Source organism: Leucobacter sp. PH1c (genome assembly GCF_000633415.1).
In the GTDB taxonomy this organism is placed as follows: Bacteria; Actinomycetota; Actinomycetes; order Actinomycetales; family Microbacteriaceae; genus Leucobacter.
In genome coordinates, this window is sequence record NZ_AYMV01000020.1 from 180,036 (window position 1) to 205,813 (window position 25,778).

General features: G+C 72.3%; 21 protein-coding genes. 8 read left to right on the forward strand and 13 right to left on the reverse strand.

Features of this window, described 5'->3' with window-relative positions:
- Positions 1-45: 45 nt before the first annotated feature.
- The gene (locus U874_RS0107430) at positions 46-1,374 is read left to right on the forward strand and encodes a haloacid dehalogenase-like hydrolase (protein WP_025133909.1); all 1,329 of its coding nucleotides are present in this window, start codon (positions 46-48) and stop codon (positions 1,372-1,374) included.
- 16 nt (positions 1,375-1,390) lie between these two features.
- Here the strand turns inward: U874_RS0107430 and U874_RS0107435 are convergent, their stop codons facing one another.
- On the reverse strand, positions 1,391-2,395 hold the full coding sequence (locus U874_RS0107435) for a malate dehydrogenase (protein ID WP_025133910.1): 1,005 nt from the start codon (positions 2,393-2,395) through the stop codon (positions 1,391-1,393).
- The gene (locus tag U874_RS0107440) at positions 2,395-3,234 is read right to left on the reverse strand and encodes an aldo/keto reductase (protein WP_029987919.1); all 840 of its coding nucleotides are present in this window, start codon (positions 3,232-3,234) and stop codon (positions 2,395-2,397) included. Before U874_RS0107440 ends, U874_RS0107435 begins: the two co-directional genes overlap by 1 nt.
- An 86-nt stretch (positions 3,235-3,320) precedes the next feature.
- Between U874_RS0107440 and hrpA the strand changes: the two genes are divergently transcribed.
- Positions 3,321-7,328, forward strand: a complete 4,008-nt coding sequence (hrpA, locus tag U874_RS0107445; protein WP_025133912.1) for an ATP-dependent RNA helicase HrpA — start codon at positions 3,321-3,323, stop codon at positions 7,326-7,328.
- 11 nt (positions 7,329-7,339) lie between these two features.
- Here hrpA and U874_RS0107450 read toward each other — a convergent pair whose 3' ends face one another.
- Both U874_RS0107450 and U874_RS0107455 read right to left on the reverse strand, forming a co-directional pair.
- Positions 7,340-8,566 (reverse strand): M20 family metallopeptidase, encoded by a 1,227-nt coding sequence (locus U874_RS0107450; RefSeq protein WP_025133913.1) that lies wholly within the window; start codon positions 8,564-8,566, stop codon positions 7,340-7,342.
- A gap of 94 nt (positions 8,567-8,660) precedes the next feature.
- Complete coding sequence (locus U874_RS0107455; protein WP_025133914.1) at positions 8,661-10,136, reverse strand: MFS transporter; 1,476 nt, start codon at positions 10,134-10,136, stop codon at positions 8,661-8,663.
- A 109-nt stretch (positions 10,137-10,245) separates the two neighbouring features.
- Here U874_RS0107455 and U874_RS0107460 point away from each other — a divergent pair, with 109 nt between their 5' ends.
- Positions 10,246-11,247: an Lrp/AsnC family transcriptional regulator gene (locus tag U874_RS0107460; protein WP_081809932.1), complete on the forward strand. Its 1,002-nt coding sequence runs from the start codon at positions 10,246-10,248 to the stop codon at positions 11,245-11,247.
- Here the strand turns inward: U874_RS0107460 and U874_RS0107465 are convergent.
- From U874_RS0107465 to U874_RS0107480, 4 genes are all read right to left on the reverse strand, one after another.
- Complete coding sequence (locus U874_RS0107465; RefSeq protein ID WP_025133916.1) at positions 11,244-12,212, reverse strand: pseudouridine synthase; 969 nt, start codon at positions 12,210-12,212, stop codon at positions 11,244-11,246. The genes U874_RS0107460 and U874_RS0107465 overlap by 4 nt on opposite strands.
- Positions 12,213-12,238: 26 nt before the next feature.
- Positions 12,239-12,661 (reverse strand): alternative ribosome rescue aminoacyl-tRNA hydrolase ArfB, encoded by a 423-nt coding sequence (gene arfB / locus U874_RS0107470; protein ID WP_025133917.1) that lies wholly within the window; start codon positions 12,659-12,661, stop codon positions 12,239-12,241.
- Between the two features lie 54 nt (positions 12,662-12,715).
- A complete protein-coding gene (locus U874_RS0107475) occupies positions 12,716-13,216 on the reverse strand; it encodes a general stress protein (protein WP_025133918.1) in 501 nt (166 codons plus the stop codon).
- Positions 13,217-13,322: 106 nt separating this feature from the next.
- Complete coding sequence (locus tag U874_RS0107480; RefSeq protein ID WP_025133919.1) at positions 13,323-14,525, reverse strand: YncE family protein; 1,203 nt, start codon at positions 14,523-14,525, stop codon at positions 13,323-13,325.
- Between the two features lie 105 nt (positions 14,526-14,630).
- Between U874_RS0107480 and U874_RS0107485 the strand changes: the two genes are divergently transcribed.
- Genes U874_RS0107485 through U874_RS0107495 form a run of 3 tightly spaced genes read left to right on the forward strand, consistent with a single transcriptional unit; the run spans position 14,631 to position 17,694 of the window.
- Positions 14,631-15,899, forward strand: a complete 1,269-nt coding sequence (locus U874_RS0107485) for a magnesium transporter MgtE N-terminal domain-containing protein (protein WP_025133920.1) — start codon at positions 14,631-14,633, stop codon at positions 15,897-15,899.
- The gene (locus U874_RS0107490) at positions 15,896-16,507 is read left to right on the forward strand and encodes a DUF1003 domain-containing protein (RefSeq protein ID WP_025133921.1); all 612 of its coding nucleotides are present in this window, start codon (positions 15,896-15,898) and stop codon (positions 16,505-16,507) included. Before U874_RS0107485 ends, U874_RS0107490 begins: the two co-directional genes overlap by 4 nt.
- 59 nt (positions 16,508-16,566) lie before the next feature.
- Positions 16,567-17,694, forward strand: a complete 1,128-nt coding sequence (locus U874_RS0107495; protein WP_198525827.1) for a P-loop NTPase — start codon at positions 16,567-16,569, stop codon at positions 17,692-17,694.
- A gap of 38 nt (positions 17,695-17,732) precedes the next feature.
- Here U874_RS0107495 and U874_RS0107500 read toward each other — a convergent pair whose 3' ends face one another.
- Both U874_RS0107500 and U874_RS0107505 read right to left on the reverse strand, forming a co-directional pair.
- A complete protein-coding gene (locus tag U874_RS0107500; RefSeq protein ID WP_025133923.1) occupies positions 17,733-19,541 on the reverse strand; it encodes a bifunctional diguanylate cyclase/phosphodiesterase in 1,809 nt (602 codons plus the stop codon).
- Between the two features lie 16 nt (positions 19,542-19,557).
- Entirely contained in the window at positions 19,558-19,932 is a 375-nt protein-coding gene (locus U874_RS0107505; protein ID WP_025133924.1) for a twin-arginine translocase TatA/TatE family subunit, read from the reverse strand.
- A 191-nt stretch (positions 19,933-20,123) separates the two neighbouring features.
- Here U874_RS0107505 and U874_RS0107510 point away from each other — a divergent pair, with 191 nt between their 5' ends.
- Positions 20,124-20,756, forward strand: a complete 633-nt coding sequence (locus U874_RS0107510) for an O-methyltransferase (protein ID WP_025133925.1) — start codon at positions 20,124-20,126, stop codon at positions 20,754-20,756.
- Between the two features lie 104 nt (positions 20,757-20,860).
- On the opposite strand, the gene U874_RS0107515 is transcribed toward U874_RS0107510, so the two are convergent.
- The 3 genes from U874_RS0107515 to dapE all read right to left on the reverse strand — a co-directional run bounded on the left by U874_RS0107515 (position 20,861) and on the right by dapE (position 24,697).
- Positions 20,861-22,996 carry an alkaline phosphatase family protein gene (locus U874_RS0107515; protein ID WP_025133926.1) on the reverse strand — a complete coding sequence of 712 codons (2,136 nt, stop codon included), beginning with the start codon at positions 22,994-22,996 and terminating at the stop codon, positions 20,861-20,863.
- A gap of 306 nt (positions 22,997-23,302) precedes the next feature.
- Positions 23,303-23,473: a DUF3117 domain-containing protein gene (locus U874_RS15090; protein WP_075201434.1), complete on the reverse strand. Its 171-nt coding sequence runs from the start codon at positions 23,471-23,473 to the stop codon at positions 23,303-23,305.
- Positions 23,474-23,575: 102 nt separating this feature from the next.
- Positions 23,576-24,697 carry a succinyl-diaminopimelate desuccinylase gene (dapE, locus tag U874_RS0107525; protein ID WP_025133927.1) on the reverse strand — a complete coding sequence of 374 codons (1,122 nt, stop codon included), beginning with the start codon at positions 24,695-24,697 and terminating at the stop codon, positions 23,576-23,578.
- Between the two features lie 63 nt (positions 24,698-24,760).
- Here dapE and dapD point away from each other — a divergent pair, with 63 nt between their 5' ends.
- Entirely contained in the window at positions 24,761-25,717 is a 957-nt protein-coding gene (gene dapD / locus U874_RS0107530) for a 2,3,4,5-tetrahydropyridine-2,6-dicarboxylate N-succinyltransferase (RefSeq protein ID WP_025133928.1), read from the forward strand.
- The last annotated feature ends 61 nt before the right edge of the window (positions 25,718-25,778 follow it).

Genomic DNA, 25,778 nt, shown 5'->3' on the forward strand with positions numbered 1-25,778 from the left:
CGCACCGCACCGCACCCACGCTCACACGCACGAAGGAGTCCGACGTTGGCGAAACCCATCCCCCTCATCGCGACGGCCGCGGTCGCGCTCGCCGCAGGCGCGCTCATCGGCGGTCTGCGGGTCCCCGCGCTCGCATCGACACCGTCGAACAGCCCCGCCGAGGGGCAGCAGCTCGAACCAGGCAACTGGGCGCCCGATGCCTACGCCGCCCTCACGCACATGATCGACCAGCACCGCGGCGCCGATCCCAGCGCCCCCGACGCGGCGTACGCCGTCTTCGACTGGGACAACACGAGTGTGATCAGCGACGTCACCGACAAGCTGTTCCTCTCCCAGATGATGACGCTGAGCTACGCGCTCTCCCCCGATCAGTTCGCCGAGGTCCTCGTGGCGGACGTGCCCGCGGGCGAACTCGGCGACGGCTTCCGCAATCTCGCGGGCGAGCCCATCACCCGCGACGCCATCGTCTCCGACATCGTGGCGGACTACCGGGTCCTCTTCGACGCCTACGAGGGCCTCGGGGGCGAGCAGTCCCTCGCCACCGTGCAGGCGAGCCCGGAGCACCAGGACTTCCGGGCGAAGCTGTTCTTCTACTACACCGCGCTCATCGACACCCACGGGCCGGAGATCGCATACCCGTGGGAGACGTTCTTCTTCGCCGGGATGACGCCCGAGGCCTTCACCGAGCTCGCGACCGAGGCGATCCGCGAACAGCTCGGATCGGAGATCACGACGGTCCGGCTCGCGAGCCCGGCGGAGACGCCCGGGGCCGCGGGGCGCGTCGAGACGGAGTATCTCGACGGCATCCGCACGGTCCCCGAGATCATCAACCTCATGCACACCCTCCAGTCGAACGGCATCGACGTCTACGTCGTGACCGCCGGTTTCGAGTGGATGATCGAGGCCATCGCGACGAACCCCGCATTCGGCTACGCGCTCGACGCCGATCACGTCTTCGGGCTGCGCCTCGAGACCGCTGAGGACGGAACCGCCCTCCCCCTCGCCCGCGCGGGCTGGCCGTTCACCTACGACGCGGGCAAACCCGAGCTCGTGCGGCAGGAGATCGCGCCGCAGCACGGAGGCCGGGACCCGGTGTTCGTCGCGGGCGACAGCGGCTCGGACTACGGGAACTTCACCGAGTTCGGCGACACGGAGGTGCTCGTGCTCGTGAACTACCTCCCCACGGGCCGCGTCGGCGAGCTCGCCCAGCGCGCCGCGGACACCCGCGGCACCGCGGAGGCGCGCATCTTCCTCCAGGGCGTCGACGAGCGCATCGGGCTCTGGCGCCCGAGCGCGAAGAGCATCCTGTTCGGCGAGCGCGAACCGCGGCTCCTCGCCGCCGAGCCGCCGCGCGCGGACGAGGAGGCCTCCTGATCCGCGCGCGGCGTCCCTAGATGAGGCCGAGCGCGCTCACGGCCTCGCGCTCGGCGACGAGCTCCGCGACCGAGGCGTCGATCCGCGCGCGCGAGAAGGCGTCGATCTCGAGCCCCTCGACGACGCACCACTCGCCGCCCTCGGCGCGCACCGGGAACGACGAGACGATCCCCTCGGGCACACCGTACTCGCCGCGAGAGACCGTCGCGGCGCTCGTCCAGCCCCCGGCAGGAGTGCCGAGCATCCAGTCACGGACGTGATCGATCGCGGCATTCGCCGCGGAGGCGACGGACGAGCCGCCGCGCACCTCGATGATCTCGGCGCCGCGGTTCGCCACCCGCTCGATGTAGGCGCCCCGCCCCCACTCCGCGCCGACCGCGTCGAGCGCCGGCGTGCCGGCCACGGTGGCGTGGCTGAGATCCGGGTACTGCGTCGTCGAGTGGTTGCCCCAGATCGTCACCCCGCCGATCTCGGCGACCGCCGCCTCGGCGCGCTGCGCGAGGAGCCCCACGGCCCGGTTGTGGTCGAGCCGGGTGAGCGCCGTGAAGCGCTCGGGGGGCACGTCGGGGGCGCTGCGCTGCGCAATGAGCGCGTTCGTGTTCGCGGGGTTGCCCACCACGAGCACCCGCACATCGTCGGCGGCGTGATCGTTGATCGCCCGGCCCTGCGGGCCGAAGATCGCCCCGTTCGCGCTCAGCAGGTCGGCACGCTCCATCCCCGCGGTGCGGGGGCGCGAGCCGATGAGCAGGGCGACGTTTGCGCCGTCGAAGCCCGCAGCGGGCTCCGTCGCGATCTCGACGGAGCTGAGGAGCGGGAAGGCGCCGTCGACCAGTTCGAGCGCCGCGCCCTCGGCGCCCCGCACGCCCTGCGGCACCTCGAGGAGCCGGAGCGCGACCGGCTGATCCGGGCCGAGCATGGCCCCGGAGGCGATGCGGAACAGCGCGGCGTAGCCGATCTGCCCGCCGGCGCCCGTCACCGTGACGGTGACCGGGCGGCGCGACGACCCCTGCCCGCCCGACATCACTTCGCTCCGAACTCGCGGGGATCGGGGCCGTAATTGCGCCCGGCCTCGAGCGCGGTGACGAGCGCGTGCTCGGTCTCGCTCAGCTCGAAGTCGAAGAGATCCGCGTTCTCGATCATGCGCTCGCGGCGGCTCGTCTTCGGGAAGATGATCGTGCCGTTCTCGATGTGCCAGCGGAGGACCACCTGCGCGACCAACTTGCCGTGCGCCTCCGCGATCTGGGCGAGACGCGGCTGGGTGAGCAGATCGCTCTTGCCCTGCGCGAGCGGACCCCAGGCCTCGATCGCGATCCCGTTGCCGCGGCAGAACGCCGTGAGCTCCTGCCGCTGGTGCTCGGGGTGCAGCTCGATCTGGTTGACAGCGGGGAACTCGCCCGTCGCCTCGATGATCCGGGTGAGGTGCTCCACCTCGTGGTTCGACACCCCCGCGGACACGGTGAGACCGGCCTCGCGCAGATCGAGCACCTGCTCCCACGCCGTCACGAACGTGTCCTGGCTGGGCACGGGCCAGTGCACGAGGTAGAGATCCACCTGCTCCAGACCGAGCTTCTCGAGGCTGTCCTCGAGCGCGCTGCGCGCATCGGTCTGGCGGTCGTTCCAGAGCTTCGTCGTGACGAAGAGCTCTTCGCGCGGGATCCCGCTCTTCGCGATCGCGGCGCCGACCTCGGCCTCGTTCCCGTAGATCGCGGCGGTGTCGATGTGGCGGTAGCCCACCTCGAGTGCGTCGGCCACCACGCGCTCGGTCACGCCCGGTTCGACGAGGAATACCCCGAGGCCCACCTGCGGGATCCGGTTTCCGTCGTTCAGCTCAATGGTCGGAATCGGCAGTGCGGTCGTCATCAAATCTCCCATCCGGTGATGCGTACAGTCGGCAGTCTACGCCCGGGGAGGCCGCATCGCTCCCGGCCTGAAATAATGGGAGGATCATGACACTCCCCGCGCTCCGCATCGACTTCCCCGAGGATCTGCCGGTCTCGCAGATGCGTGACGAGATCGAGGCCGCGATCCGCGATCACCAGGTCGTCATCGTCGCCGGCGAGACGGGATCCGGCAAGACCACGCAGCTGCCGAAGATCGCGCTCGCACTCGGCCGCGAGCGCATCGCGCACACCCAGCCGCGCCGCATCGCCGCCCGCACGATCGCCGAGCGCATCGCCGAGGAGCTGGGCTCCGAGCTCGGCGGCCTCGTCGGCTACCAGGTGCGCTTCACCGACAAGGTGTCGGCCGACACACGGATCCGGCTCATGACGGACGGAATCCTGCTGAACGCGATCCACCGGGACCGCGATCTGAGCGCGTACGACACGATCATCATCGACGAGGCCCACGAGCGCAGCCTCAACATCGACTTCCTGCTCGGCTACCTGCAGACGCTGCTCCCGCGCAGACCCGATCTGAAGGTGATCATCACCTCGGCGACGATCGACCCCGAGTCGTTCGCGAAGCACTTCGCCGACGTGCGCACGAAGCAGCCCGCGCCCATCATCGAGGTGTCCGGGCGAACGTACCCCGTCGAGCTGCGCTACCGGCCCCTGGTGGAGCGGATCGAGGTGCCCGACGCCAAGGGCGGCCCGCCGAAGGTGCGCACGATCGAGCGCGACCTCTTCGACGCGATCGGCGACGCCGTCGACGAGCTCGCGAAGGAGGCGCCGGGCGATGTGCTCGTCTTCCTCTCCGGCGAGGCCGAGATCCGCGACGCCGCCGACGCGCTCGGCGGCCGCACGCGCGCCTCGGGCCGCGGGGCGCGCACCGAGATCCTGCCGCTCTACGGCCGGCTGAGCGCCGCGGAGCAGCACCGCGTGTTCGAGCGCCCGAGCGGCGCGAACGCGGGCGCGCGCCGGATTGTGCTCGCCACGAACGTTGCCGAGACCTCGCTCACCGTGCCGGGGATCCGCTACGTGATCGACGCCGGGACGGCCCGCATCTCGCGCTACAGCGCGCGCAGCAAGGTGCAGCGGCTGCCGATCGAGGCCGTCTCGCAGGCGAGCGCGAACCAGCGCTCCGGCCGCTCGGGCCGCACGAGCCCCGGCATCGCGATCCGCCTCTACAGCGAGGAGGATTTCGCGAATCGCCCCGAGTTCACGGAGCCCGAGATCAGGCGCACGGGCCTCGCGTCCGTGATCCTGCAGATGCTCTCGCTCGGCCTCGGCGACATCGCGCGCTTCCCCTTCCTCACCCCGCCGGATCAGCGCGGGATCGCCGACGGTCTCGGGCTGCTCGCCGAGCTCGGCGCGGTCACCGCGGGCACGGGCGGCGGGCGCGGACGCGGCGCACGCGACGAGCGCGGGCGGGATGACCGCGGGCGGGACGGCGCGGGGAAGCGCTCGGGCGCGACGCACCGCATCACGCCCGTGGGCCGGGAGCTCGCCCGTCTCCCCATCGAGCCGCGCTTCGCGCGCATGGTCGTCGAAGCCCGCAGGCACGAGGTGGTCCCGGAGGTGCTCGCCATCGTCGCGGGACTCACCATCCAGGACGTGCGGGAGCGGCCGCAGGCCGAGCGCGGCCGCGCCGACGAGCTCCACGGGCGCTTCAGCGACCCGCAGGGCGATCTCATGACGCTCCTGAACCTGTGGAACTACCTGCAGCAGGAGCAGCGCGAGCGCTCGTCGAGCGCGTTCCGCCGGATGTGCAAGGCCGAATACCTGAACTTCCTGCGTGTGCGCGAGTGGATGGATCTGTTCCGCCAGCTGGCGCGCATCGCGGGCGTGAAGCGCGCCGAGGCCGACGCCGCCGCTCAGCAGGTGACGGGCGGCGCGGGAGAGGCGGTCCACCGCTCGGTGCTCGCGGGTCTGCTCTCGCAGCTCGGCGTGCGCGACGATCGACAGAATCGCAGCGCGCCGCAGGGACGCGGCGTCGCGGGGGCGGTGAAGCGGAAGCCCGCGCAGGAGTACGTCGGGTCGCGGGGAACCCGCTTCGTACTGTACCCGGGCTCCGTGCTCGCGAAGCGCCCGCCCGAGGTGGTCATGAGCGTGGAGCTCGTCGAGACCTCGCGCCTCTTCGCGCGCTCGAACGCGGTCGTCGATCCGGCGTGGGCCGAGGAGCTCGCCGGTCCGCTCGCGAAGCGGCAGATCTCGGAGCCGCACTGGGAGAAGAAGCAGGGCGCCGCCGTGGCGTTCGAGCGCGTCACCCTGTACGGGGTGCCGATCGTCGATCGCCGGCGGGTGCAGCTCGCCCGCTTCGATGCCCCGCACGCGCGCGAGCTGTTCATCCGGCACGCGCTCGTCGACGGGGAGTGGGATTCGCCGCAGGCCTTCGACCGGGCGAACCGGCAGCTCCGGCGCGAGCTCGAGCAGCTGGAAGAGCGCACGCGTCGGCGCGACATCGTCGGAGACGATGAGGCGGTGTTCGAGTTCTACGACGCCAGGATCCCTGCGGACGTCGCGTCAACGCGGGACTTCGAGGGCTGGTGGAAGGAGAAGCGGCGCAGCGAGCCGAACTTCCTGCACCTGAGCCGAGCCGATCTCGTCGAGGACGAGGCCGAGGACGTCGACGAGGCCGAATACCCGCGGCAGTGGCAGCACGGCGACCAGTCGCTGAAACTGCGCTACCGCTTCGACCCCACCGCGGAGGACGACGGCGTGACCGTCAACGTGCCGCTGCCGCTCCTCCCCCGGCTCGACGGCGCCGACTTCGAGAAGCTCGTGCCCGGGCTGCGCCAGGAGCTCGTCACCGCGCTCATCAAGACGCTGCCGAAGGCGATCCGCAAGCACGTGGTGCCCGCCGCCGACTGGGCGCGCACGCTGCTCGCGACGGTCGCGCCGCAGCTCGACGCTCCCGTGCCTGCCGGGGGCGAGGCGCCGCAGCTGACCGCGCTGCTCGCGACGGAGATCCGCCGCCGCACGAGTGTGCCGGTGTCGGCTGCAGACTTCGATCCGTCCCGGCTGCCCGCGCACCTGACCCCGACGTTCCGCGTGATCGATGCGCGCGGCCGCACGGTCGGCACGGGCAAGGATCTCGCGGAGCTCCAGGCCGCGCACAAGGACCGCGCCACGCAGGGCGTCGCGAAGGTCGCTGCGGCGGCGCTCCCGAAGAGCGAACTGGAGAAGACGGGTGCGACGACGTGGGAGTTCGGCGATCTCCCCCGGCACGTCGACACGGCGTACGCCAAGGGCCGCGCGGGCGGCGCCGGCGTCGTGCGCGCCTACCCGGCGATCCTCGACCGGCGCACGAGCGTCGACCTCGTCCTCGTCGCCGACGAGGCGGAGCAGGCCCGCATCTCCCGGAAGGGCATCCGCCGGCTGCTCGCCCTCAGCTCGCCGTCCCCCGCGAGCTACATCCGCGCGCACCTCTCGAACCAGGAGAAGCTGCTCCTCGGCGCGGGCCCCTACCGCTCGCTCGAGCAGGCGATCGCCGACGTCTCGCTCGCGGCAGCGGATCGCGTGATCCGGCGCCACGCCCCCGACGGGCTCGTGTGGCGCGCGGACGTGTTCGAGTCGCTCGCGAACGACTACGCCCGCACGCTCATCGACGACATCTACGCCGCGATCGCGCTCACGGCCCGGGTGCTCGACGGGGCCCGGCTCGCCCGCAAGGCGATCGACGGCGCCAAGGCCATCCAGGTGCTCGGCCAGGTCGCCGACGCGGCGCAGCAGATCGACGGCCTCGTGTGGGCGACGAACACGATCGGCTTCGTCTCCCACACGGGGCTCGACCGGCTGGAGCGACTGCCCGTGTACCTGGAGGCCATCCAGCAGCGCATGCGCGGGCTCACGGAGAATCCCGGCCGGGATCGCGCCTGGCAGAACGAGGTGGACCGCGTGCGCGGCGCGTTCGCGCAGGCGGGGGGCTCAGTGCCCCTTCCCGAGGATGCTCCCGAGCACCTCGTGCGGGCGCGCTGGCTGATCGAGGAGTTGCGGGTGAGCCTGTTCGCGCAGCAGCTGCGCACGGCGGAGCCGGTCTCTGCGCAGCGCATCCTGAAGGTGCTCGCGGGCTAGCGGCGCCCGCGCTACACCGGGAGAGGCGCGTCCGCCCAGTGCCCGCGCGGATGCGGTGCGCGGTCGCGCTGGGCGGCGAGCAGCCGCTCGCGCACCGCACGGTCCTCGACCGCCGCGATCGCCGTCCGCGCGAGCGCGAGTGCGCCGTGCAGCACCGCCGTGTCGCCCGCCGGGGACACGACCGCTGCGGCGAACTCGTGCTGGTGCGGCGTCGCGGCGGTCCCGTCGAGCGCGATCATGGGGTGGATCGCGGGCAGGTACCGCGACACGTCGCCCATGTCCGTCGAGCCGAGCGTCATCCCGGGCCCCCACGCGGCCCGATCCTCGCCACGGAGCTCGGCGAGTGCCTGGTCGAAGAACTCGGACAGCTCGGGATCCTGTTGCAGCGGCGCGTACCCGGGCGTCGGCACCGCAACGTCCACCGTGCACCCTGCGGCGAGCGCAGCGCCCTCGACCACCTGGCGCACACGCGATTTGGCGGTCTCCCACGACTCGGCGGTGTTCCCGCGGATCTCGAGCTGCATGGTCGCGGTCTCCGGGATCACGTTGACGGCCGCGCCCGTCGTCGCGATCGAGGAGATCACCACGTCGCTCGGCAGGTGCTGGCGCAGCAGCCCGATCCCGACCTCGGTGAGCGTCACCGCGCTCCCGGCGTTGATGCCCTCCTCGGGAGCGAACGCCGCGTGCGCCGGCTTGCCGTGGAAGGTCACCTCGCAGTAGTCGAGCGCTTGACTGCTGCCCCCCGCCGTTCGGATCTGGCCCGCTCCGGCCGCGTGCACCATGAGGGAGAACGTCGCGTCGTCCCACGCGCCGCGTTCGAGCATGATCACCTTCCCACCTCCGTTCTCCTCCGCGGGCGTGCCGAGGAACACGACACGGCACCCGAGTTCGTCGGCGACCTCGCGCAGCCCGAGCGCCGCGCCCACGCCCGCCGCCGCGATGATGTTGTGCCCGCAGGCGTGCCCCACGCCGGGGAGGGCGTCATACTCGCCGACCACCGCGATCGTCACCTCCCCCGCGCCGTACGCGGCACGGAGCGCGGTCGGCAGGCCGTACGCGCCGGTCTCGACCTCGAAGCCGGTCTCGGCAAGGGCTGCGGCGACCCGGGCCGCGGCCCGGTGCTCCTCGAATCCGGGCTCGGGGTCGGCGCCGATGGCGTGGCTGAGCTCGATGAGCGCATCCGTGGATCGGCGGATCGCGCGCTCGGCGCGCTGCTGGAGGGGTGATGTGTGAGTCATGGGCCGGTTTCCTGCTTTCTGCGGGCGGCGCCGGGGCGCCGGGGTGGGGACGGGGACGCGCGCCGGGTGGCGGCGGCGGGGAAGCGCGCCGACGCTAGGGCGTGACGAGGGGCTCGGCAGCCGCGGTCATCACGGCTTCCGTCCGGTCGGACGGCCGACGGCCGAGGAACAGGGCGAGCGCGCCGGACAGGAGTAGGCACCCGGCGAACACGGCCCAGGTCACCTGGAACGAGCTCAGCGCGGGAACAGCCACCGCGTCCGCGCTCTGCTGCGCGAGGACGAACGTCGCCATGATCGCCGCGACGAGCGCCCCGGCGACCGAGCCGCCGAGGGAGCGGAGGCAGTTGTACAGGCCGGACAGCGTCGTTGCGACGGTGAGCGGCGCACGCGCCACGATCACGCCAGGCAGGATCCCGAGTGCCACCCACGACGCGAACGAGTTCAGTGCGAGCAGCATCGTCACGACCACGGGCGACGCGGGCGCCGTCAGCATGAGGAGCAGCGCCGCGGCCGACACGAACGCCGCGACCGCGACGGCGCGGGAGGTACCGAACACGCGCACGGCGAGCGGGGAGACGAACGCCCCGAGGCTGGAGCACAGGAACACGAGCGAGACGATGAGGCCGGCGTTGCCGGTGCTCATGCCCGTCCCGTACCCCACGTCGCCCGGCTGCGCCGTGAGGTAGAGGGTCGTGGGGGTCGACATGCCGAACGCGGTGAGCGCGATGAGGAAGCCGAGGATCATCGGGATCCCGAGCTTCACGCGCCGCAACACCGTGAAGTCGAGCAGAGGCGACGCGATGCGCGACTCGACCACGACGAAGATGCCGGCGCCCACCACGCCGCCCACGAGCGCCGCGAGGGTCGCGGGGTGCAGCCAGCCGAGCTCAGTTCCGGCGGTGAGCCCGTACATGAGCGCGCCGAGCGAGGCGCTGAAGAGGATCGCCCCGAGCCAGTCGACCGCGTTCTCGCGGTTCCCGCGGTCGCGCGGCAGGCAGAAGTGCACGGCGGCCGCCAGCAGGAAGAGCGGGATCGCCGGGATCGCCTGCGTGAGCGCGAGGTCTCCCGTCGCGTCCATGATGGCGCCGCTCAGGAGGCTCCCGAGCGCGATGCCGAGGGTGAGCGTTCCCACGAGGGCGCTCACGATCCGGTTCGCCTGCGCAGGACGATGCTCCTTCACGATGCCCATCTCGATGGGCAGGAACGCCGCCACCGGCCCCTGCACGGCGGCGCCGACCAGCACGAAGGCGAACGAGGGCGCGAACGCGATCATCGCGCTGCCGATCGCGGTGAGCACGATCGCGGTGACGAGCAGCGCACGCTTCCCGTAGCGGTCGGCGAGCATCGAGAAGAACGGGACGCACATCGCCGAGGTGAGCATGGTGATCATGAAGTAGAGGCTGATCGAGCCCGCTGGAACCCCGTGGAACCGGGCGATCTCGCCGAGCAGGGGCATGATCCACCCCTGGATCAGTCCGGCGAAGAGCTCGACGGCGAGGAATGTGGGAACGAGGAGCCTGGCTCTGCCCTGCGGGCGGAGGCTGGCGGTGACGGCGCTGTCAATGGTCATGTGGTCGTTTCCTGACGGGCAGAAGTGGATGAGGGAACGGATCGGTACTCTGACAGACGATGCATGATCACGGCGGAAATGCGCGTATTCTGCATGGGGAGGGTCAGTGATGACAGATATTGCTCTTGACGAGCTCGATTTCCAGATTATCCACGCACTTCAGGTGGATCCACGCGTGCGCTGGAACGCGCTCTCGGGGGTGCTCGGCGTTGACGCGCACACCCTGGCGCGCAGGTGGCAGCGCCTCGTCGATGGCGGCGCCGTCTGGCTGAGCGCCATGCAGGGCTTGAAGCGGCTCGACGCGCTCGCGCTCATCGAGGTCGACAGCTTCCCGGGGCAGGTCCTCTCGGCGGCGCGGGCGATCGCCGAGCTTCCCGGGGTCGCATCGATCGAGTTGGCCACGGGCGCCTGCGATCTCTTCATCACGCTGTTCGCGCGCGACGAGGACGCACTCGCGCGATTCCTGCTGGAGGAGATCGGGGTGATCCCCGAGATCCGCGCGGTGCGCTCCCACCTCATCAGCGACGTCGCGAAGGAGGGCTCGGACTGGACCATCCAGGCGCTGAGCGCTGCGCAGCTCGAGCGCATCCCCGAGCCGCGACGGGCGCGGGCGGCTTCAGCAAAACGCATCGATCCGACGCTCGCCACGGCGATTCGCGAGGCCCTGCACACCGACGTGCGGATGCCCGTCGCGGAGCTCGGCGCACGAGTGGGAATCAGCGGTCAGCGCGCGGCGGACGCGCTCGCGAGGCTCCGCGAGCAGGGGCAGCTCCAGCTCCGCGCGGACATGTCCGAGCGCTTCAATCCCTACCCCGCGGTCAACTGGCTCTTCCTGCAGCTCCCCGCCCCGCGCCTCGCCGAGGCGCTCGCGCGCTTCGCCTCGGTGCCCTCCGTGCAGTTCGCCGCCAGTTCCACGGGTCCGGCGAACGCGATCGTCGCGATCGGCGCGCGCGACCGACGCGGCCTCCTCACCGCGGAGATCGCGCTGTCCCAGCTGGTGCCGGAGCTCGCGGTGACGAATCGGATGACGATGCTGCGGCTCTACCGCCACCTCGGCCGCGAGGTCAACGGCTTCGAGCGGTCCGACCCGGTCGCCGCGATCGCGCGCTAGCAGCGCTCAGGGGCGAGCGGGAACGGGCGCGTGCTCGCGAATGCGCGCGCGGCGCCGTCGACCGGGTCGGTGAACGTCAGCGCGCTCGCGAGGAGCTGCAGCGGGGTGCTGAAATCGTCCACGGCGGTATCGAGCACCTCGGGGTAGAGCGGGTCGCCCGCGATCGGGATGCCGAGCCCCCAGAGGTGGAGGCGCAGCTGGTGGGTCTTGCCCGTGCGCGGCGTGAGCCGGTACACCCCCCAGCGTCCCGAGGGCGACGCACCCCAGGCGGAGTGCTCCGCGCCGGGCGCGAGCTCGCGCTCGAGCTCGACGAGCGACTCGGCGTTCGGCTCTGCGCCGGGCACCGCCATGCCCTGCCAGGTGCCGTGCACCTTGCGCAGGTGGTTCGTCACGGTGGCGGGCAGCTCGAGCTCTGGCCGGATCGCCGCAGCCGCGCGGTACGTCTTCCCGACCTCCCCGCGCATGAACATGCTCTGGTACGCGCCCCGCCAGCGCTTCTCGGTGGCGAGCAGCAGGAGCCCCGAGGTGACGCGATCGAGCCGATGCATCGGGGTGAGTTCGGGGAGCCCGAGCTCATCGCGCATGCGCACCACGACGCTCTCGCGGATGTGCTTGCCGCGCGGGATCGAGGAGAGGAACGGCGGCTTATCGATGACGACGATGCGCTCGTCGCGGTGCACCACGCGGATCTCGCCGGGAACCGGGGTCTCCTCCGGCAGGTCCCGGTAGAACCACACGAACGTGTTCGGCCGGTACTCCGCGTCGGCGCGGAACGGCTCCCCCGTCTGCCGCACGAACCGCTCGTCCGCGAGGAACGCGTCGACGTCGATGTGCTGCGCGAGCCGTGAGCTCAGCCAGTCGCGCATGCTGGCCCACGGGCGCGGGTTCGCCGCGTCGAAGTCGGGCGTGCGCATCCACGCGGCGTCGAGGCCGAGTCGCTGCGGGAGAGGGGAACGCGGAGGCATCCGACGATTCTACCGGCGGGGCCCGCTCAGTCGTGCGGGGGCCGCCGGCGCTGCTGCTTCGTATCGGAGCGGCGCCGCTTCGCGTCGAGCCGGCGGCGCTGCGAGCCGCGGGTGGGCTTCGTGGCCCGCCGGGCCGGTCCGTCCGGGGCGAGCGCGGCGGCGATCAGGCCGACGAGGCGATCCTGCGCGGCCTGCCGGTTGCGCAGCTGCGAGCGCCGCTCCGAGGCAGCGACGGTGATCACTCCCGCGTGCACCCGGCCGCCGAGCCGCTCGAGCAGCCGCGCCCGCTGCGCGTCGTCGACGGCGGCCGAGGCGCGGATGTCCCAGCTCAGCTCCACCCGACTGTCGGAGGTGTTCACGTGCTGGCCCCCGGGCCCGGAGGAGCGCGAGAAGCGCCAGCGGAGCTCCGTCTCGGGGATCACGATCCCCCGCCCGATCTCGAGATGCATCACGCGCTCAGCGGACACGGTCGCGGCCCGGGGTGCCCGGGCCGCGCCGCGGTGCTACTGCTGCACCGAGTCGATGAGCACCTGACGCGCCTGGTGCACGAGCTCGGGCTCGGTGATGAGGTCGTAGCGCGTGGCCACCATCTGCATGACAGAGGAGAAGTCGCGCCGGTTGCGGTTCATGGCATACGAGAGCACGCCGAAGAGCATGCCGAAGCCCGCGCCGATGACGACCGCGGCGAGGAAGACGCCGAGGATCGCGGCGTTGTCCGGCTGGAAGATGAAGAGCAGCAGCCCGAGGAAGAGCCCGAGGTAGGCGCCCGAGAGCGCACCCATGAGCGCAATGCGCCCGTAGGTGAGGCGGCCGGTGACGCGCTCCACGCTGCGCACGTCATTGCCGACGATGCTGATGCGCTGCACGGGGAAGCTCGCGCGCGCGAGCACGTCGACGGCGTGCTTCGCGTCCTCGTAGCGGTCGTAGGTGGAGACGATGTCGCCCTTCGGGATCTCCGGCATCAGCGGAACGCGCGAGGAGGACATGGGGCCTGGTGTGCTCATGCCTCGATTCTCCCACCTGACGGGGCCTTCTGCACCCCTCGTGCGGGTGCGGCGCGCAATCTCACGGCGAACCGTCACTCGCCGCGGGCGCCCCTCGCCCGCGCGCTCACGCGGCGGCGCTCGCGACGGGGAACGCCACGATCGCCTGCGGCGCCCCGGCGACGGGGAGCCCGCGCACCGGATCCGCGCCCGTCGCGTCCTCGGCGAGCGGCACGAGCGTCACGCCGTCCCAGCCGAGCCCCCGCGTGTTTCCCCCGGCCACCGCGGCGTACTCGGCACCGTTCTCCGCGCGCCACACGGCGACCGTCTCGTGCGGCACGTCGAGCGGGATCACGCGCTCCGCGCCGCTCGACGTGTCGAGGATCGACAGGTTCGGCCCGCCGTCCGCGTTCCCGAAGGCGCCCGTGCCGACCGTGAGCAGCCGCTCCCCGGCAAGCGCCGCGCCGTGCGCGTGCGAGTTGGCCGCGCTCGGCAGGCTCGTCGTCTCGCCGGTCAGCGGATCGAGTCGCACCACGACGAGACCCTGCACGGGGAGCAGGATCGCGCCGTCCGGCGTCACCGCGCCGTAGTGCACCTTCTCCCAGGAGGCGAGACCGCCCTCGACGCCGAACGGGGCGACGGTGTGCGCAGTCGCCGCGAACGTCTCGGCGTCGACCACCGACACGGAGAAGCTATCGTGATCGATCGTGGCCACCCACGCGCCGTCCGGGGCGATCACGACGTCGAACGGCCGCACGCCCACGGCCGCGCTGCGCAGCACCGTGCGCGCCTCCGTGTCGATCTCCTCGAGCCAAGCGGGCCCCTCCCCCGTGCTCACGGCGACGTAGGCCCGGGTCCCGTCGGGCGACACGGCGAGCCCGAGGCCGCCCGGCCGGTACTCGCCCGCCGAGATGGACGGCGCGGGGTGCGCGTACGGGACGAGCGCCCGCCGCTCGCCCGCCGCGAGGTCGACGATGGCGAGTCCCTCGGCCGTCGCGGCGAACGCCGTCGTCGCGCCCGCCGCGTCCGTGTGGACGGCGACGCCCCAGGGAGCCGCGCCGACCCGGATGCGCTGCACCACGGGATCCCCCAAAAGCGCCGGGTCGAGCACCGCGATCTCATCGCTCTGCGCGAGCGAGACGAGCAGCCGCTCCGGCGCTGGTTCGGGCGGCGGTTCCGGGGTCTCGGCGGGAGGTGCCGGGTCCGGGGCCGCCGCGCGGTCGGTCCCCGCGCCCGGCTCGGGCGCGCAGCCAGCGAGCCCGAGCGCGGCCACGGCGGGCAGCGCGAGCAGCAGTCGCCGGCTGATGGGAGCACCCGAGTGAGTTGCCATGGGCACAGTCTGCCCGAGGCCAGCTGGGCACGGCCCAGGAATCGGATCGCGGGGATCCTTCGGAACTGCACGCACGAACCCAGCCTGGCGCGCTAGCGTAGGGGTGTGAGGACTTCGAGGGTATTCGTCGGACGGCTGGCCGGGCGCAGCGTGTTCGACCCCGTGGGCGACCGCATCGGGAAGGTGCGCGACGTGCTCGTCGTGTTCCGGGCCGCCGGCGCACCCCGCGTGGTCGGTCTGATCGTCGAGATCCCCGGGAAACGCCGAGTCTTCGTGCCGATCAGCCGGGTGACCTCGATCGGCTCGGGCCAGGTCATCACGACGGGGCTCATCAACGTGCGCCGCTTCGAGCAGCGTGGCGGCGAGACCCGCATGATCGCGGAGCTCATCGGGCGCGACGTGCAGATCGCCGCCGAGGCCGCCGGGGCTCCCCCGGTGACGGCGCGCATCGAGGACGCGGCCATCGAGCGCACCCGCTCGGGCGAGTGGCTCGTCTCCGAGGTGTTCGTGCGGCTGCCGAAGCCCGCGGCGCCGTTCAGCCGGGGCGACGCGAAGACCGTGCGCTGGTCCGAGATCCGGCTCCCGGCTGCGGGCGCGCAGTCCGCCGAGCTCCTCATCCAGACGATGGTCGATCTGAAGCCGGCGGATCTCGCCGAGGCGCTGCTCGAACTGCCCACGGCGCGCATGATCGAGGTCGTCGGCGAGCTTCCCGACGCCCGCGTGGCCGACGCGCTCGAGGAGATGAGCGAGCCGGATCAGCTCGCGCTGCTCGCGAACCTCCGCCCCGACCGCACCGCCGACGTGCTCGATCGCATGGAGCCGGACGATGCGGCCGACCTGATCTCCGCGCTGCCGACGGCGAAGGGCGAGGAGCTCCTCGATCTCATGGAGCCCGAGGAGGCCGAGGACGTGCGGCGTCTGCTCGAGTACGACGCGGACACCGCGGGCGGGCTCATGAGCCCCGCACCGATCGTGCTCTCCGCCGAGTCGAGCGTGGCCGAGGGGCTCGCGATGATCCGGCGCGCCGAGATTCCCCCGGCGATGGCCTCCGCCGTCTACGTAACGCACCCGCCGTACGAGACGCCGACGGGCGAGTACCTCGGGATGGCGCACTTCCAGCGCATGCTCCGCTTCCCGCCGCACGAGCGGCTCGTCGCGCTCGTCGACACCGAGATCGAACCCGTCACGGTGACCGCGAGCGCCGCCGAGGTGTCGCGCCGGCTCGCGAGCTACGACCTCGTCGCGCTCCCCGTCGTCGACGATCAGAGTCGGCTCGTTGGCGTCGTCACGGTCGACGACGTACTCGATCACCTCCTGCCCGACGACTGGCGGCACGCGGACGACGAGCCGCTCGCGCCGGGGGCCGAGCGATGAGGCTGTTCGGGCGGGATCCGGGCCTCGACGCGCCCCGCCAGGCCGGGTCGCGCGCGCAGCGCTCGAGCACCGGCAGCGGTGCGCCGCGCGTGAGCGGGAACGAGCGCTTCGGCCGCTGGACCGAGAGCATCGCGCGCGGCATGGGCACGCCCTGGTTCCTGCTCATCCTCACCCTCTTCTGCATCGCCTGGCTCGCCTGGAACACGTTCGGCCCCGAGGGCGGCCGCTTCGACTCCGCGGCGCTCGGCTTCACCGCGCTCACGCTCATCCTCTCGCTGCAGGCCTCCTACGCCGCCCCGATGATCCTGCTCGCGCAGAACCGCCAGGACGACCGCGATCGCGTGCAGATCGAGCAGGATCGCCAGCGCGCCGAGCGCGCGCTCGCCGACACCGAGTTCCTCGCCCGCGAGGTCGTCGCCCTGCGCCTTGCGATGAAGGAGCTCCCGGATCGGGAGTTCCTGCGCGCCGAGCTGCGAGCGCTGCTCGCGGAACTCGATCGCGAGGACGCGGAGGACGCGGCAGCCGCGGCGGCGGCCGGGTCCGAAGCCGATGGGTCCGATGCCGACGGCCCCGCAGGCGACGCCCCCGGCCCGGAGGCGCGCCCGTGACCGCGGAGGCAGACGCCCTGACCGGCCCCCCGGCCGACGCGAGCGCGCCCGAGCGCGCCGTGTGGGCGGCGCTCGAGCGCGTGCGCGACCCCGAGATCCTGCGCCCCATCACCGAGCTCGGGATGGTGCGCGAGGTGCGCGTCGACAGTGACGGGGCGGCCGACGTCTCGATCCTCCTCACGATCGCGGGCTGCCCCGCCGCACGCCGCATCGAGGCCGATACGCAGGCCGCCGCCGCGGGCGCGAGCGGAGTCACCGGCGCGACCGTCCACGTGGGCGTCATGTCCCCCGCCGAGCGCCGCGCGTTCACCGAGCGCGTGCGCGGCCCCGGCGGCGCGCGGCCCGTGCAGTTCGGCCCGGACTCGCTCACCCGTGTGATCGCCGTGACGAGCGGCAAGGGCGGTGTGGGCAAGTCCTCGCTCACCGCCGGCCTCGCGGTGGCGCTCGCGGCGCAGGGCCTCGCGGTCGGCCTCATCGACGCCGACGTGTTCGGGTTCTCGATCCCCGGCATCCTGGGCCTCAGCCGGGACGGCCGCGTCGAGCAGCCCACGCGCGTCGACGACATGATCCTTCCCCCCGTCGCCCACGGCGTGAAGGTCATCTCGATCGGCATGTTCCTCGGAGATGCGGATCCGCGCACGACCGCCGTGTCGTGGCGCGGCCCCATGCTGCACCGCACGATCGAGCAGTTCCTGCGCGACGTCTGGTTCGGCGACCTCGACGTGCTCCTCCTCGACCTGCCTCCCGGCACGGGCGACATCGCGATCAGCGTGGGGCAGCTGCTCCCCCACGCCGAGGTGCTCGTCGTGACGACCCCGCAGGAGGCGGCGGCCGACGTCGCAGTGCGGAGCGCGCTCGTGGCCAGGCAGACCGGCCAGCGCGTGATCGGCGTGGTGGAGAACATGGCGGGGCTCGTGCAGCCGGACGGCAGCGTGATCGACGTCTTCGGCTCCGGCGGCGGCACCCTCGTCGCCGAGCGGTTGAGCGACGACGAGCACGGCGCGGTGCCGCTGCTCGGGAGCGTCCCCCTCAGCCCCGCGTTTCGCGCGGGCGGCGACGCGGGCGATCCGGCGGTGCTCGCGGATCCGGCGGATCCGGCGGCCGCCCAGGTCATCGCGGTCGCACGTGCGATCGCGGCGCGGGGCCGCGGCCTCGCCGGCCGCTCGCTCGGCCTGAGCGTTGGCTAGGCGCGGGGCGACGGCGGAACGCCGGGCCCGGCTCGGCGTCAGACGCTGACGAGGCTGTCGCGCACGGGGCGCGGGCGACCGAACAGGTAGCCCTGGAATGCATCGACGCCGATCTCGCGGAGCTTCTCGAACTGCTCCTCGGTCTCGACGCCCTCCGCGACGATCTGGAGCTTGAAGGTGCGGCCGAGCCAGACGATCGTCTGCGCGATCGCGGCGGCCTGCACGTCGTCCACCACCGAGGACACGAATGAGCGGTCGATCTTCAGCTGCTGCACCGGGAGCTGCTGCAGGTAGCTCAGCGAGGAGTAGCCCGTACCGAAGTCGTCGAGCGAGGACTGCACGCCCTGGGTGCGGAGCACCGCGAGCATCCCGACCGTGCGCTCGAGATCGGTGTGGAGCACGCTCTCCGTGAGCTCGAGGGTGAGGCGGCCGGGCGGCACACCGTGCCGCTTGATCGCCTCCCGCACGCGATCCGCGAAGCCGTCGACGCGGAGCTGCCGCTCGCTCAGGTTCACGGAGAAGGTGAGACCATCGCGGGCGGGGTCGCTGCTCCAGCGGGCGAGCGTGCGGCACGCCTCCTCGAGCACCCAGTCGCCGATCTCAACGATCACCCCCGTCTGCTCGGCGAGGGGGATGAACTCATCGGGCGCGACGGTGCCGAGCTCGCTGCTGAACCAGCGGATCAGGCCTTCCTCGCCGATGACCCGGCGGTCCCGGTCGACGATGGGCTGCGCGAAGAGCTGCAGCTCGCCCTTCTCGATCCCGCGGTGCAGCTCCGAGATGAGCCGCACCCGGTCGCGCGCCTCGTGCAGCATCCGCTGCTGGAACTGCCTGAGCCGGTGCGGGCCGCCCTCGCGCCGCGCGCGCTTCCGCGCGATCTCAGAGCACTTCACGACCTCGTGCGGGTCGTCGGTCACGATGAACTCGTTGGCGGAGCAGCCGCTCGCCTCCTCCTGCTCGCTCCCCGCGCCAGCGTCGGCGCCGATCCAGAGCACGTAGCCCACGCTCGCGGAGACGTCGATCACGACGCCGGAGCCGAGTTCGAGCGGCCCCGAGAGCGTCTCGAGCATCCGGCGGATCAGCGCGAGGCAGGCGCTCTCCGCCTCGCGGCAGTCCGCGCCGAGGTTCGGGAGCAGCACGCCGAAGGTGTTCGAGCCGATCCGGCCCACGTGCGCGCGCTCGCCCTCGATGGCGTGGAGGCGCTTCGACGCCTCGAGCAGCAGCCGGTCCCCGGCCTCGAAGCCAAAGGCGTCGTTGACGACCGACAGCTCGTCGACGCTGATCGACACGAACGCGTTGAAGTCTTTCCCTGAGCCGGACTCGACGGCGGTGGAGATGGTGCGGAGCATCGACTCGCGGTTCACGAGCCCCGTGACCGAGTCCGTGTACGCGAGGCGGCGCACCTGCTCCTCAGCGAGGTGACGGGCGGTCTCCTCCGTGCGGATGGCGACGTAGCGCGCGGGCTTCCCCTGCTCGTCGAGCAGCGGGATGATCGTCGTGTCGACCCAGTACTCCGAGCCGTCCTTCGCGCGGTTGCAGATCTCGTTCTTCCAGACCTCGCCGCGCCCGATGGTGCGCCACATCTCCTTGAAGAACTCTTTCGAGTGACGCCCGGAGCTCACGATGCGGTGGGTCTGCCCGAGCAGTTCCTCGCGCGAGTAGCGGGAGATCTCGCAGAAGCGATCGTTCACGTGCGTGATGATCCCGCGGCGGTCCGTGATCGCGATGATCGAGGTGGTGTCGAGCGCGTACATCAGCTCGTCGAGCACCTGCCGGGGCGCGATCTGGGCCGCCTGCAGTGGCCTGGCCCAGTCGCGGGACTCCCCCGCGCCGGCGAGGGAGGTCATACGCAACCGTCGTTCGTCATGTTGCCTCCTCGTCGAAGAATATGCCGCCCTCCGGGGGCTCCGCAATAGGTGCTGCGGCGGCGCGCTTCGCGGCGGCCTCGTCGACTCGGGCGCGGCGGGCGGCGACGCGGGCCTCCCGCTCGTCCTCGACGAGCGCATCGCGGATGATGCGACGCGGATCGTACTGCCTCGGGTCGAGCTGCTTCCAGTCGACCTCGTCGAACTCCGGACCCATCTCGTCGCGCAGACGATCCTTCGCCCCATCAGCCATTCGCTTGATGTTGCGCACCAGGTCGCCGAGCTTCTTCGCGTACATCGGCAAACGGTCGGGCCCCACCACGAAGAGTGCGATCACCAAGATCACCAGCATCTTCTCGAACGTGAGTCCCATAAGCCTCTATCGTAGCGCGCATTCCCCCTGCGGCACGGTGGCCCCACCGCCGCGCGCGCAGGAAAAGCGCCGCCGAGCGCGTGGGACACCGCCGCGGGCCGCAGGTGGCTCTACGCTAGGGGGAGCGCGCGAGCGGAGCCCGGGGAGATGCGCTCTCCCGGGGCCGGCGCGCAAAACTTTCGGAGGGAAACGTGAGCAAGCTCGAACGCAACTGGCAGTACGCCGAACAGTACCCGGGGGAAACCGACGCGCTCGTCCGGGCACGGCGCCTGTCCCTCGAGCTCGGGATCGAGCCCGTGAGCCGCTCCATCGGCGCGCAGCTCTCGGGGCTCGCCGTCCTCACGCGGGCGCAGGCCATCTGCGAGGTGGGCACGGGCGTCGGCGTGAGCGGGCTCTCCCTGCTCCGCCACGCGCACGAGGCAACGCTCACCACCATCGAGATCGAGCCCGAGCACCTGCGCGAGGCGCGCACGATGTTCGCCGACGCCGGGATTCCGGCCGCGCGGCTCCGCGCGATCGAGGGCGACGCGCGCCACGTGATGCCCCGGCTGAACCTGGACTCCTACGATCTGGTGCTGCTCGACGCGGATCCGGCCCAGCTGCTCGAGCACTTCGAGTACGCGCTCGGGATCGTGCGGCAGGGCGGCTGCATCATCGTGCCCGGCGCGTTCGCGCACGGCCGGGTTCCGGATCCCGCGGCCCGCGACGCCGAGACGCAGGCGGTGCGCGACCTGCTGACGCTCGTGGCCGAGTCGCCGGCGATCGCGCCGATGCTCTCCCCCGAGGGCGACGGTCTCCTCACGCTCGTGCGCCTCGACGGCTGAGCGCGTTCACCGCGCGCGCAGCGGGCTCGGCCGATTCGGCCGGGCCCGCTGCGCGTTTCGGCGGGGCGACGCGTTCGCGCCGCCGCCCCGCCGAACGGTCACCGCTAGCCGAGCGGGCCCGCGTCCGAGGCGCCGCGGCGGGAACGCACGGCGAGCAGCACGCCGCCGCCGAGGAGAGCTGCGGCAACCGCGCCGCCGACGATGAGGCCGGGCGCGGCCCCGCCGGTCATCGCGAGCTCGCCGGTCGGCCGCTTCGCTCCGTCCGGAGTGCCGGGCTGCGCGCCTGAGCCGGAGCCGGAGCCGGAATCGGAGCCGGGCCCGGTTCCCGGGTTCGTGCCGGGGTCCGTACCGGGATCGGTTCCCGGATCGGTTCCGGGGTCCGTGCCCGGATCCGTGCCCGGATCGGTTCCGGGGTCCGTTCCGGGGTCGACCGCCGCGACCGCGAGCGGCTGCGACAGTTCGCTCCCGTCCGCGCGCACCGCGACGAGCAGGTGCTCCCCCGCCTCGGTCGTCGCGGGGACCACGAGCTCCGCGCTCAGCGCACCCGCACCGTCTGCGACGGCGGAGCCGAGCTGCTGCGGCGTCGAGCGCAGCTCGAAGCGGACGTCTTCACCCGCGGCGAAACCGGTGCCGGAGACCGTCACGCTCTCGCCCGCGGTCACCCGCGCGGCCGAGATCGAGAACTCGGCCGGAGCGACGGGCGCCTCCGGCTGCCCGAAGCGCACCTGATCGACCGCCCAGAAGGCGCTGTTGTTGCCCGAGTAGGAGAACTGCAGGCTGAGCGTCTTCGGGAGCGCGCCGCGCTCATCACGCGGCAGCTCGATCGTGTGGCGCTCGACCGCGTTCACGGGGTTCGCGCGCGTGCCATCGGCCGGGTAGTCGAGCAGCTTCTGGCGCGGCAGGCCCGAGGCCTCGTCGAACACCACCCAGACGCTCGCGCCCTGCGGTCCGTCGACGGCGTAGTCGGAGACGAAGGAGACCTCGGCCGTGGCCGCCCCGTTCAGCTCGTAGGCGGGGGTGCTGAGGGTCGAGTCGAACATCGAGCCGCCCCGGGGCGACACGTCGGCCCACTCGTCGGAATCGGCCACCGCGAACACGTCGCGCGAGCGCACGTTGTTCTCGCGGTGCTGGCCGAGCTCCACGTTCGAGAAGAAGTCGTCCGTCATGAAGGTCCAGCCGCGGAACTCGGGGGCACCCCCGGAGGGCATCCGCGAGTTGTCGACCTCCCAGCCCTCGGGCGCCACGTCGGTCCACCCGAGCAGCTGCCCGGGCCCCTGCTCCTGCGCCGCGACGCGGAGCTGCGGGCGCAGCGTGTCGAAATCGTCGGGCACGAGGTCGGAGACCGCGGCGCCGTCGAGGTCCCAGCTCGCGTCGCGGGCGATCCCGGTGTGTGCAAGGACGGTGGGCGCGATGTCCGAGATCTTCACGTCGTGACGCACCGAGCCCGGCGCGAACTCGCCGCCCTGCGCGATCACGTGGGTCTTGCGCTCGAGCTTCGTCGAGCCGCCGTGCCCACCGCTCGGCGTGTGGCCGTGGTCGGAGGTGAGCATGATCAGCCAGTCCTCCGAAGCGTAGCCCGGCCGGGCCTGCACGGCGGCAATCATCTCGCCGATCTGCCGGTCCGCCACGACGAGCGCGTCCCGGTACGCCTGCGAGCTCGAACCGGAATTGTGCCCGGCGCCGTCGACCTCGTCGAGGTGCACGAACACGTCGTCGGTGCCGGGGGCGGCGAGCTGCGCGACGGCGCGCGCGGTCGTGTCGGCATCGCCCGCGCCCTTGAGGCGCGTGTCGACGGCCGCGCCGAACACGGTGGAGGAGATCGGCCCCCAGGTGCCGATCGCCGCGGTACCGCGCTCGGGCTGCGCGGCCTCGATCCGCGTGAGGTAGTCGGGGAACTCGTCGTAGCGCGGCGCGGTGAAGTTGTTGTCGACCACGTTGTGCTTGTCGGGCCACACGCCCGTGGCGATCGTCGACCAGCCCGCGCCGGACACGGTCGGTGCCATCGGGTTGCCCGGCAGGTTGCTCGCGGCAGTCAGGCCGCCCGCCTGCAGGGCGCGCACGTTCGGCAGCTCGGTCTCGGCCATGACGTCGAATGCTGCGCCGTCGACGCCGATCACGAGCGTCTTCGGCACGGACCCCTCGGCGGGGGCGGCGAGCGCGGCGGGGGCGACGCCCGCGCAGACTCCGGTGACGCCGAGCGCGATCGCCCCGATCGACGCCGCAATGGTGTGTTTCCTCACAGTGACTCGCTCCAAGATGTCTTGAGAAGTAGGGAACGGTCGCGGCCTCCCGGGCCGCGCCGGGATCCAGTCTGTGGGGACGATCGCGGCGCGTCAGGGACACGCACGGTCGTCACGGAAGCTTCCTCGCCGGGTCACCCGGCGTTCAGTTGTCCACACAACTCGCTGGCGACGCGCCTCGCGGCGCCACGCTTGGCGGACGGCGGTGCTGCGAGGTCGCGGCCTCGCCGGAACACGCAACAGGCCCCGCCCCTCATGCAGAGGGGCGGGGCCTGAGCAGCGCGTCGAACGCGCTCGTCGGCGTGACTAGCCGTCGAGCACGCCGGCGAGCACGTCGCGCAGCTCCGCCGCTTCCTGGTCGTTGACCGACACCACGAGGCGTCCGCCGCCCTCGAGCGGCACACGCACGACGATCAGCCTGCTTTCACGCACCGCCTCCATGGGTCCATCCCCAGTCCTCGGTTTCATTGCAGCCATGACGCCTCCTCGCATAGTTTGGTGGTTCACGTCCATTTTATCGGTCCCCGAGCGAGCAAGGCGAACTCGGAGCGCCCGGATGACGTGCGGAGTCGTTCGAGATTAGTCCACGGGGCCGGAAAGCCAGGCCCGCAGTGCCGCGTAGCCGTGCTCGATCTGCGCCACGGGCACGCGCTCGTCGTCGGCGTGCGCGAGGAGCGCGTTACCCGGCCCGAAGTTCACAGCGGGGATGCCGAGCGCGGCGAAGCGGGAGACGTCGGTCCAGCCGAGCTTCGCTGAGGGCTCCTGGCCGACGGCGGCGACGAAGCGCTGCGCGAGCGGCGCATCGAGCCCGGGACGGGCGCCGGGCGAGAGGTCGACGATCTCGATCTCGTCGGCATCCGCGAAGAACTCGCGCACGAACGCCTCGGCCTCCGCGCCCGAGCGGCTGGGCGCGAAGCGGTAGTTCACCTCGATGACGCAGCGATCCGGGATCACGTTCCCCGCGACGCCCCCCTCGATTCGCACGGCGTTCAGCCCCTCGCGGTACTCGAGGCCGTCGACCACGACGCGCTCCGCCTCGTACGCGTCGAGCCGGGCGAGCAGCGCCCCGGCCCGGTGGATCGCGTTGACACCCATCCAGCTGCGCGCGGAGTGGGCGCGCTTGCCCGTGAGCGCGACCCGCGCGCGGAGGGTGCCGTTGCAGCCGCCCTCGATCGTGCCGTTCGAGGGCTCGCCGAGGATCGCGAAGTCGGCGGCGAACAGCTCGGGGTGGTTCCGCATCGCGCGCCCGAGGCCGCTGAGCGCCGAGGCGACCTCCTCGTGGTCGTACCAGACCCAAGTGAGGTCGACGGTCGGCTCGACGAGCTCGACCGCGAGCGCGAGCTGCACGGCGACCCCGGCCTTCATGTCGACAGTGCCGCGGCCCCAGATCATCGCCTCGCCGGTCTCCGGCTCGATCAGATCCCGCACCGGGAGGTTGTCGTTGATCGGCACCGTGTCGAGGTGCCCGGCGATCGCCACGCGGCGGGCGCGGCCGAGTTCGGTCCGCGCCACGATGGTGTCGCCGTCGCGGGTGACGCTGAGGTGCGGGGCGTGCTGCGCGAGCATCGCCTCGACGGCGTCGGCAATCGCCCGCTCGTCCCCCGACACCGACGGGATGTCGCAGAGCCTCCGGGTCAACTCGACGGGTCCGACGGCGGGATCGAGGCGGTCGGCTGGGCGCGGGGTCTCCTGGGTGCTCACCCGTCCAGCCTAGGCGGTCCCGGACGGCACGGGCGAGCTCCCGGCTTCGCTAGCATTGAGGGCATGACTGAGACCCGTTACGCCTGGGCCGCCGGAATCGCGACGATTGCCGCCGACGGCTCCACCCTCGACGCCTGGTTCCCCGCCCCCGCTCTGGGCAAGCGCCCGGAGGACCGCGATCCGTGGATCGCGCCCGCCGAGCTCGCCGGCCTCACCGGCACCGATGAGGTGCGTGGCGTCGAGCTGCGCTTCGTGAACGTGGAGATCGACCTCGATGCGGCCCCCGCATCGACCGAGGACGCCTACCTCCGTCTCCACCTGCTCTCCCACTGCCTCGCGCTGCCGAACTCACTGAACCTCGACGGGATCTTCGGCAAGCTGCCGAACATCGCGTGGACGAGCGCCGGCCCCATGCTCCCCGAGGAGTACGCCGCGCGCCTCCCGCTCCTGAAGCGCGCGGGCGTCACGGCGGTCGGCCTCGACAAGTTCCCCCGCCTCACCGACTACCTGGTCCCGGCGGGCGTCCGCATCGCCGATGCGTCGCGCGTACGCCTCGGCGCGCACCTCGCGCCCGGCACCACGGTGATGCACGAGGGCTTCGTGAACTTCAACGCCGGCACGCTCGGCGCCTCGATGGTCGAGGGCCGCATCTCGCAGGGCGTCGTCGTGGGCGACGGCTCGGACATCGGCGGCGGCGCCTCCATCATGGGCACGCTCTCGGGCGGCGGCACGCAGCGGATCACGATCGGCGAGCGCGCGCTGCTCGGCGCGAACTCGGGCGTCGGCATCTCCATCGGCGACGACAGCGTCGTCGAGGCCGGCCTGTACGTGACCGCGGGCACGAAGGTCGTGCTTCCCCAGGGCACCGCGGACTCGGCGGGCGAGGCCGTCGAGGTGAAGGCGGTCGAGCTCTCGGGCGTCGCGCAGCTGCTCTTCCGTCGCAACTCGCGCACGGGTGCCGTCGAGGCGCTCCCCCGCGAGGGCTCCGGCATCGTGCTCAACGCGGCGCTCCACGCGTAGCGGGGCGGGGAGCACGCGCTCCCCGCTCGCGCGCTCGCGCAGAAACGGCTGCGGGCCCGGC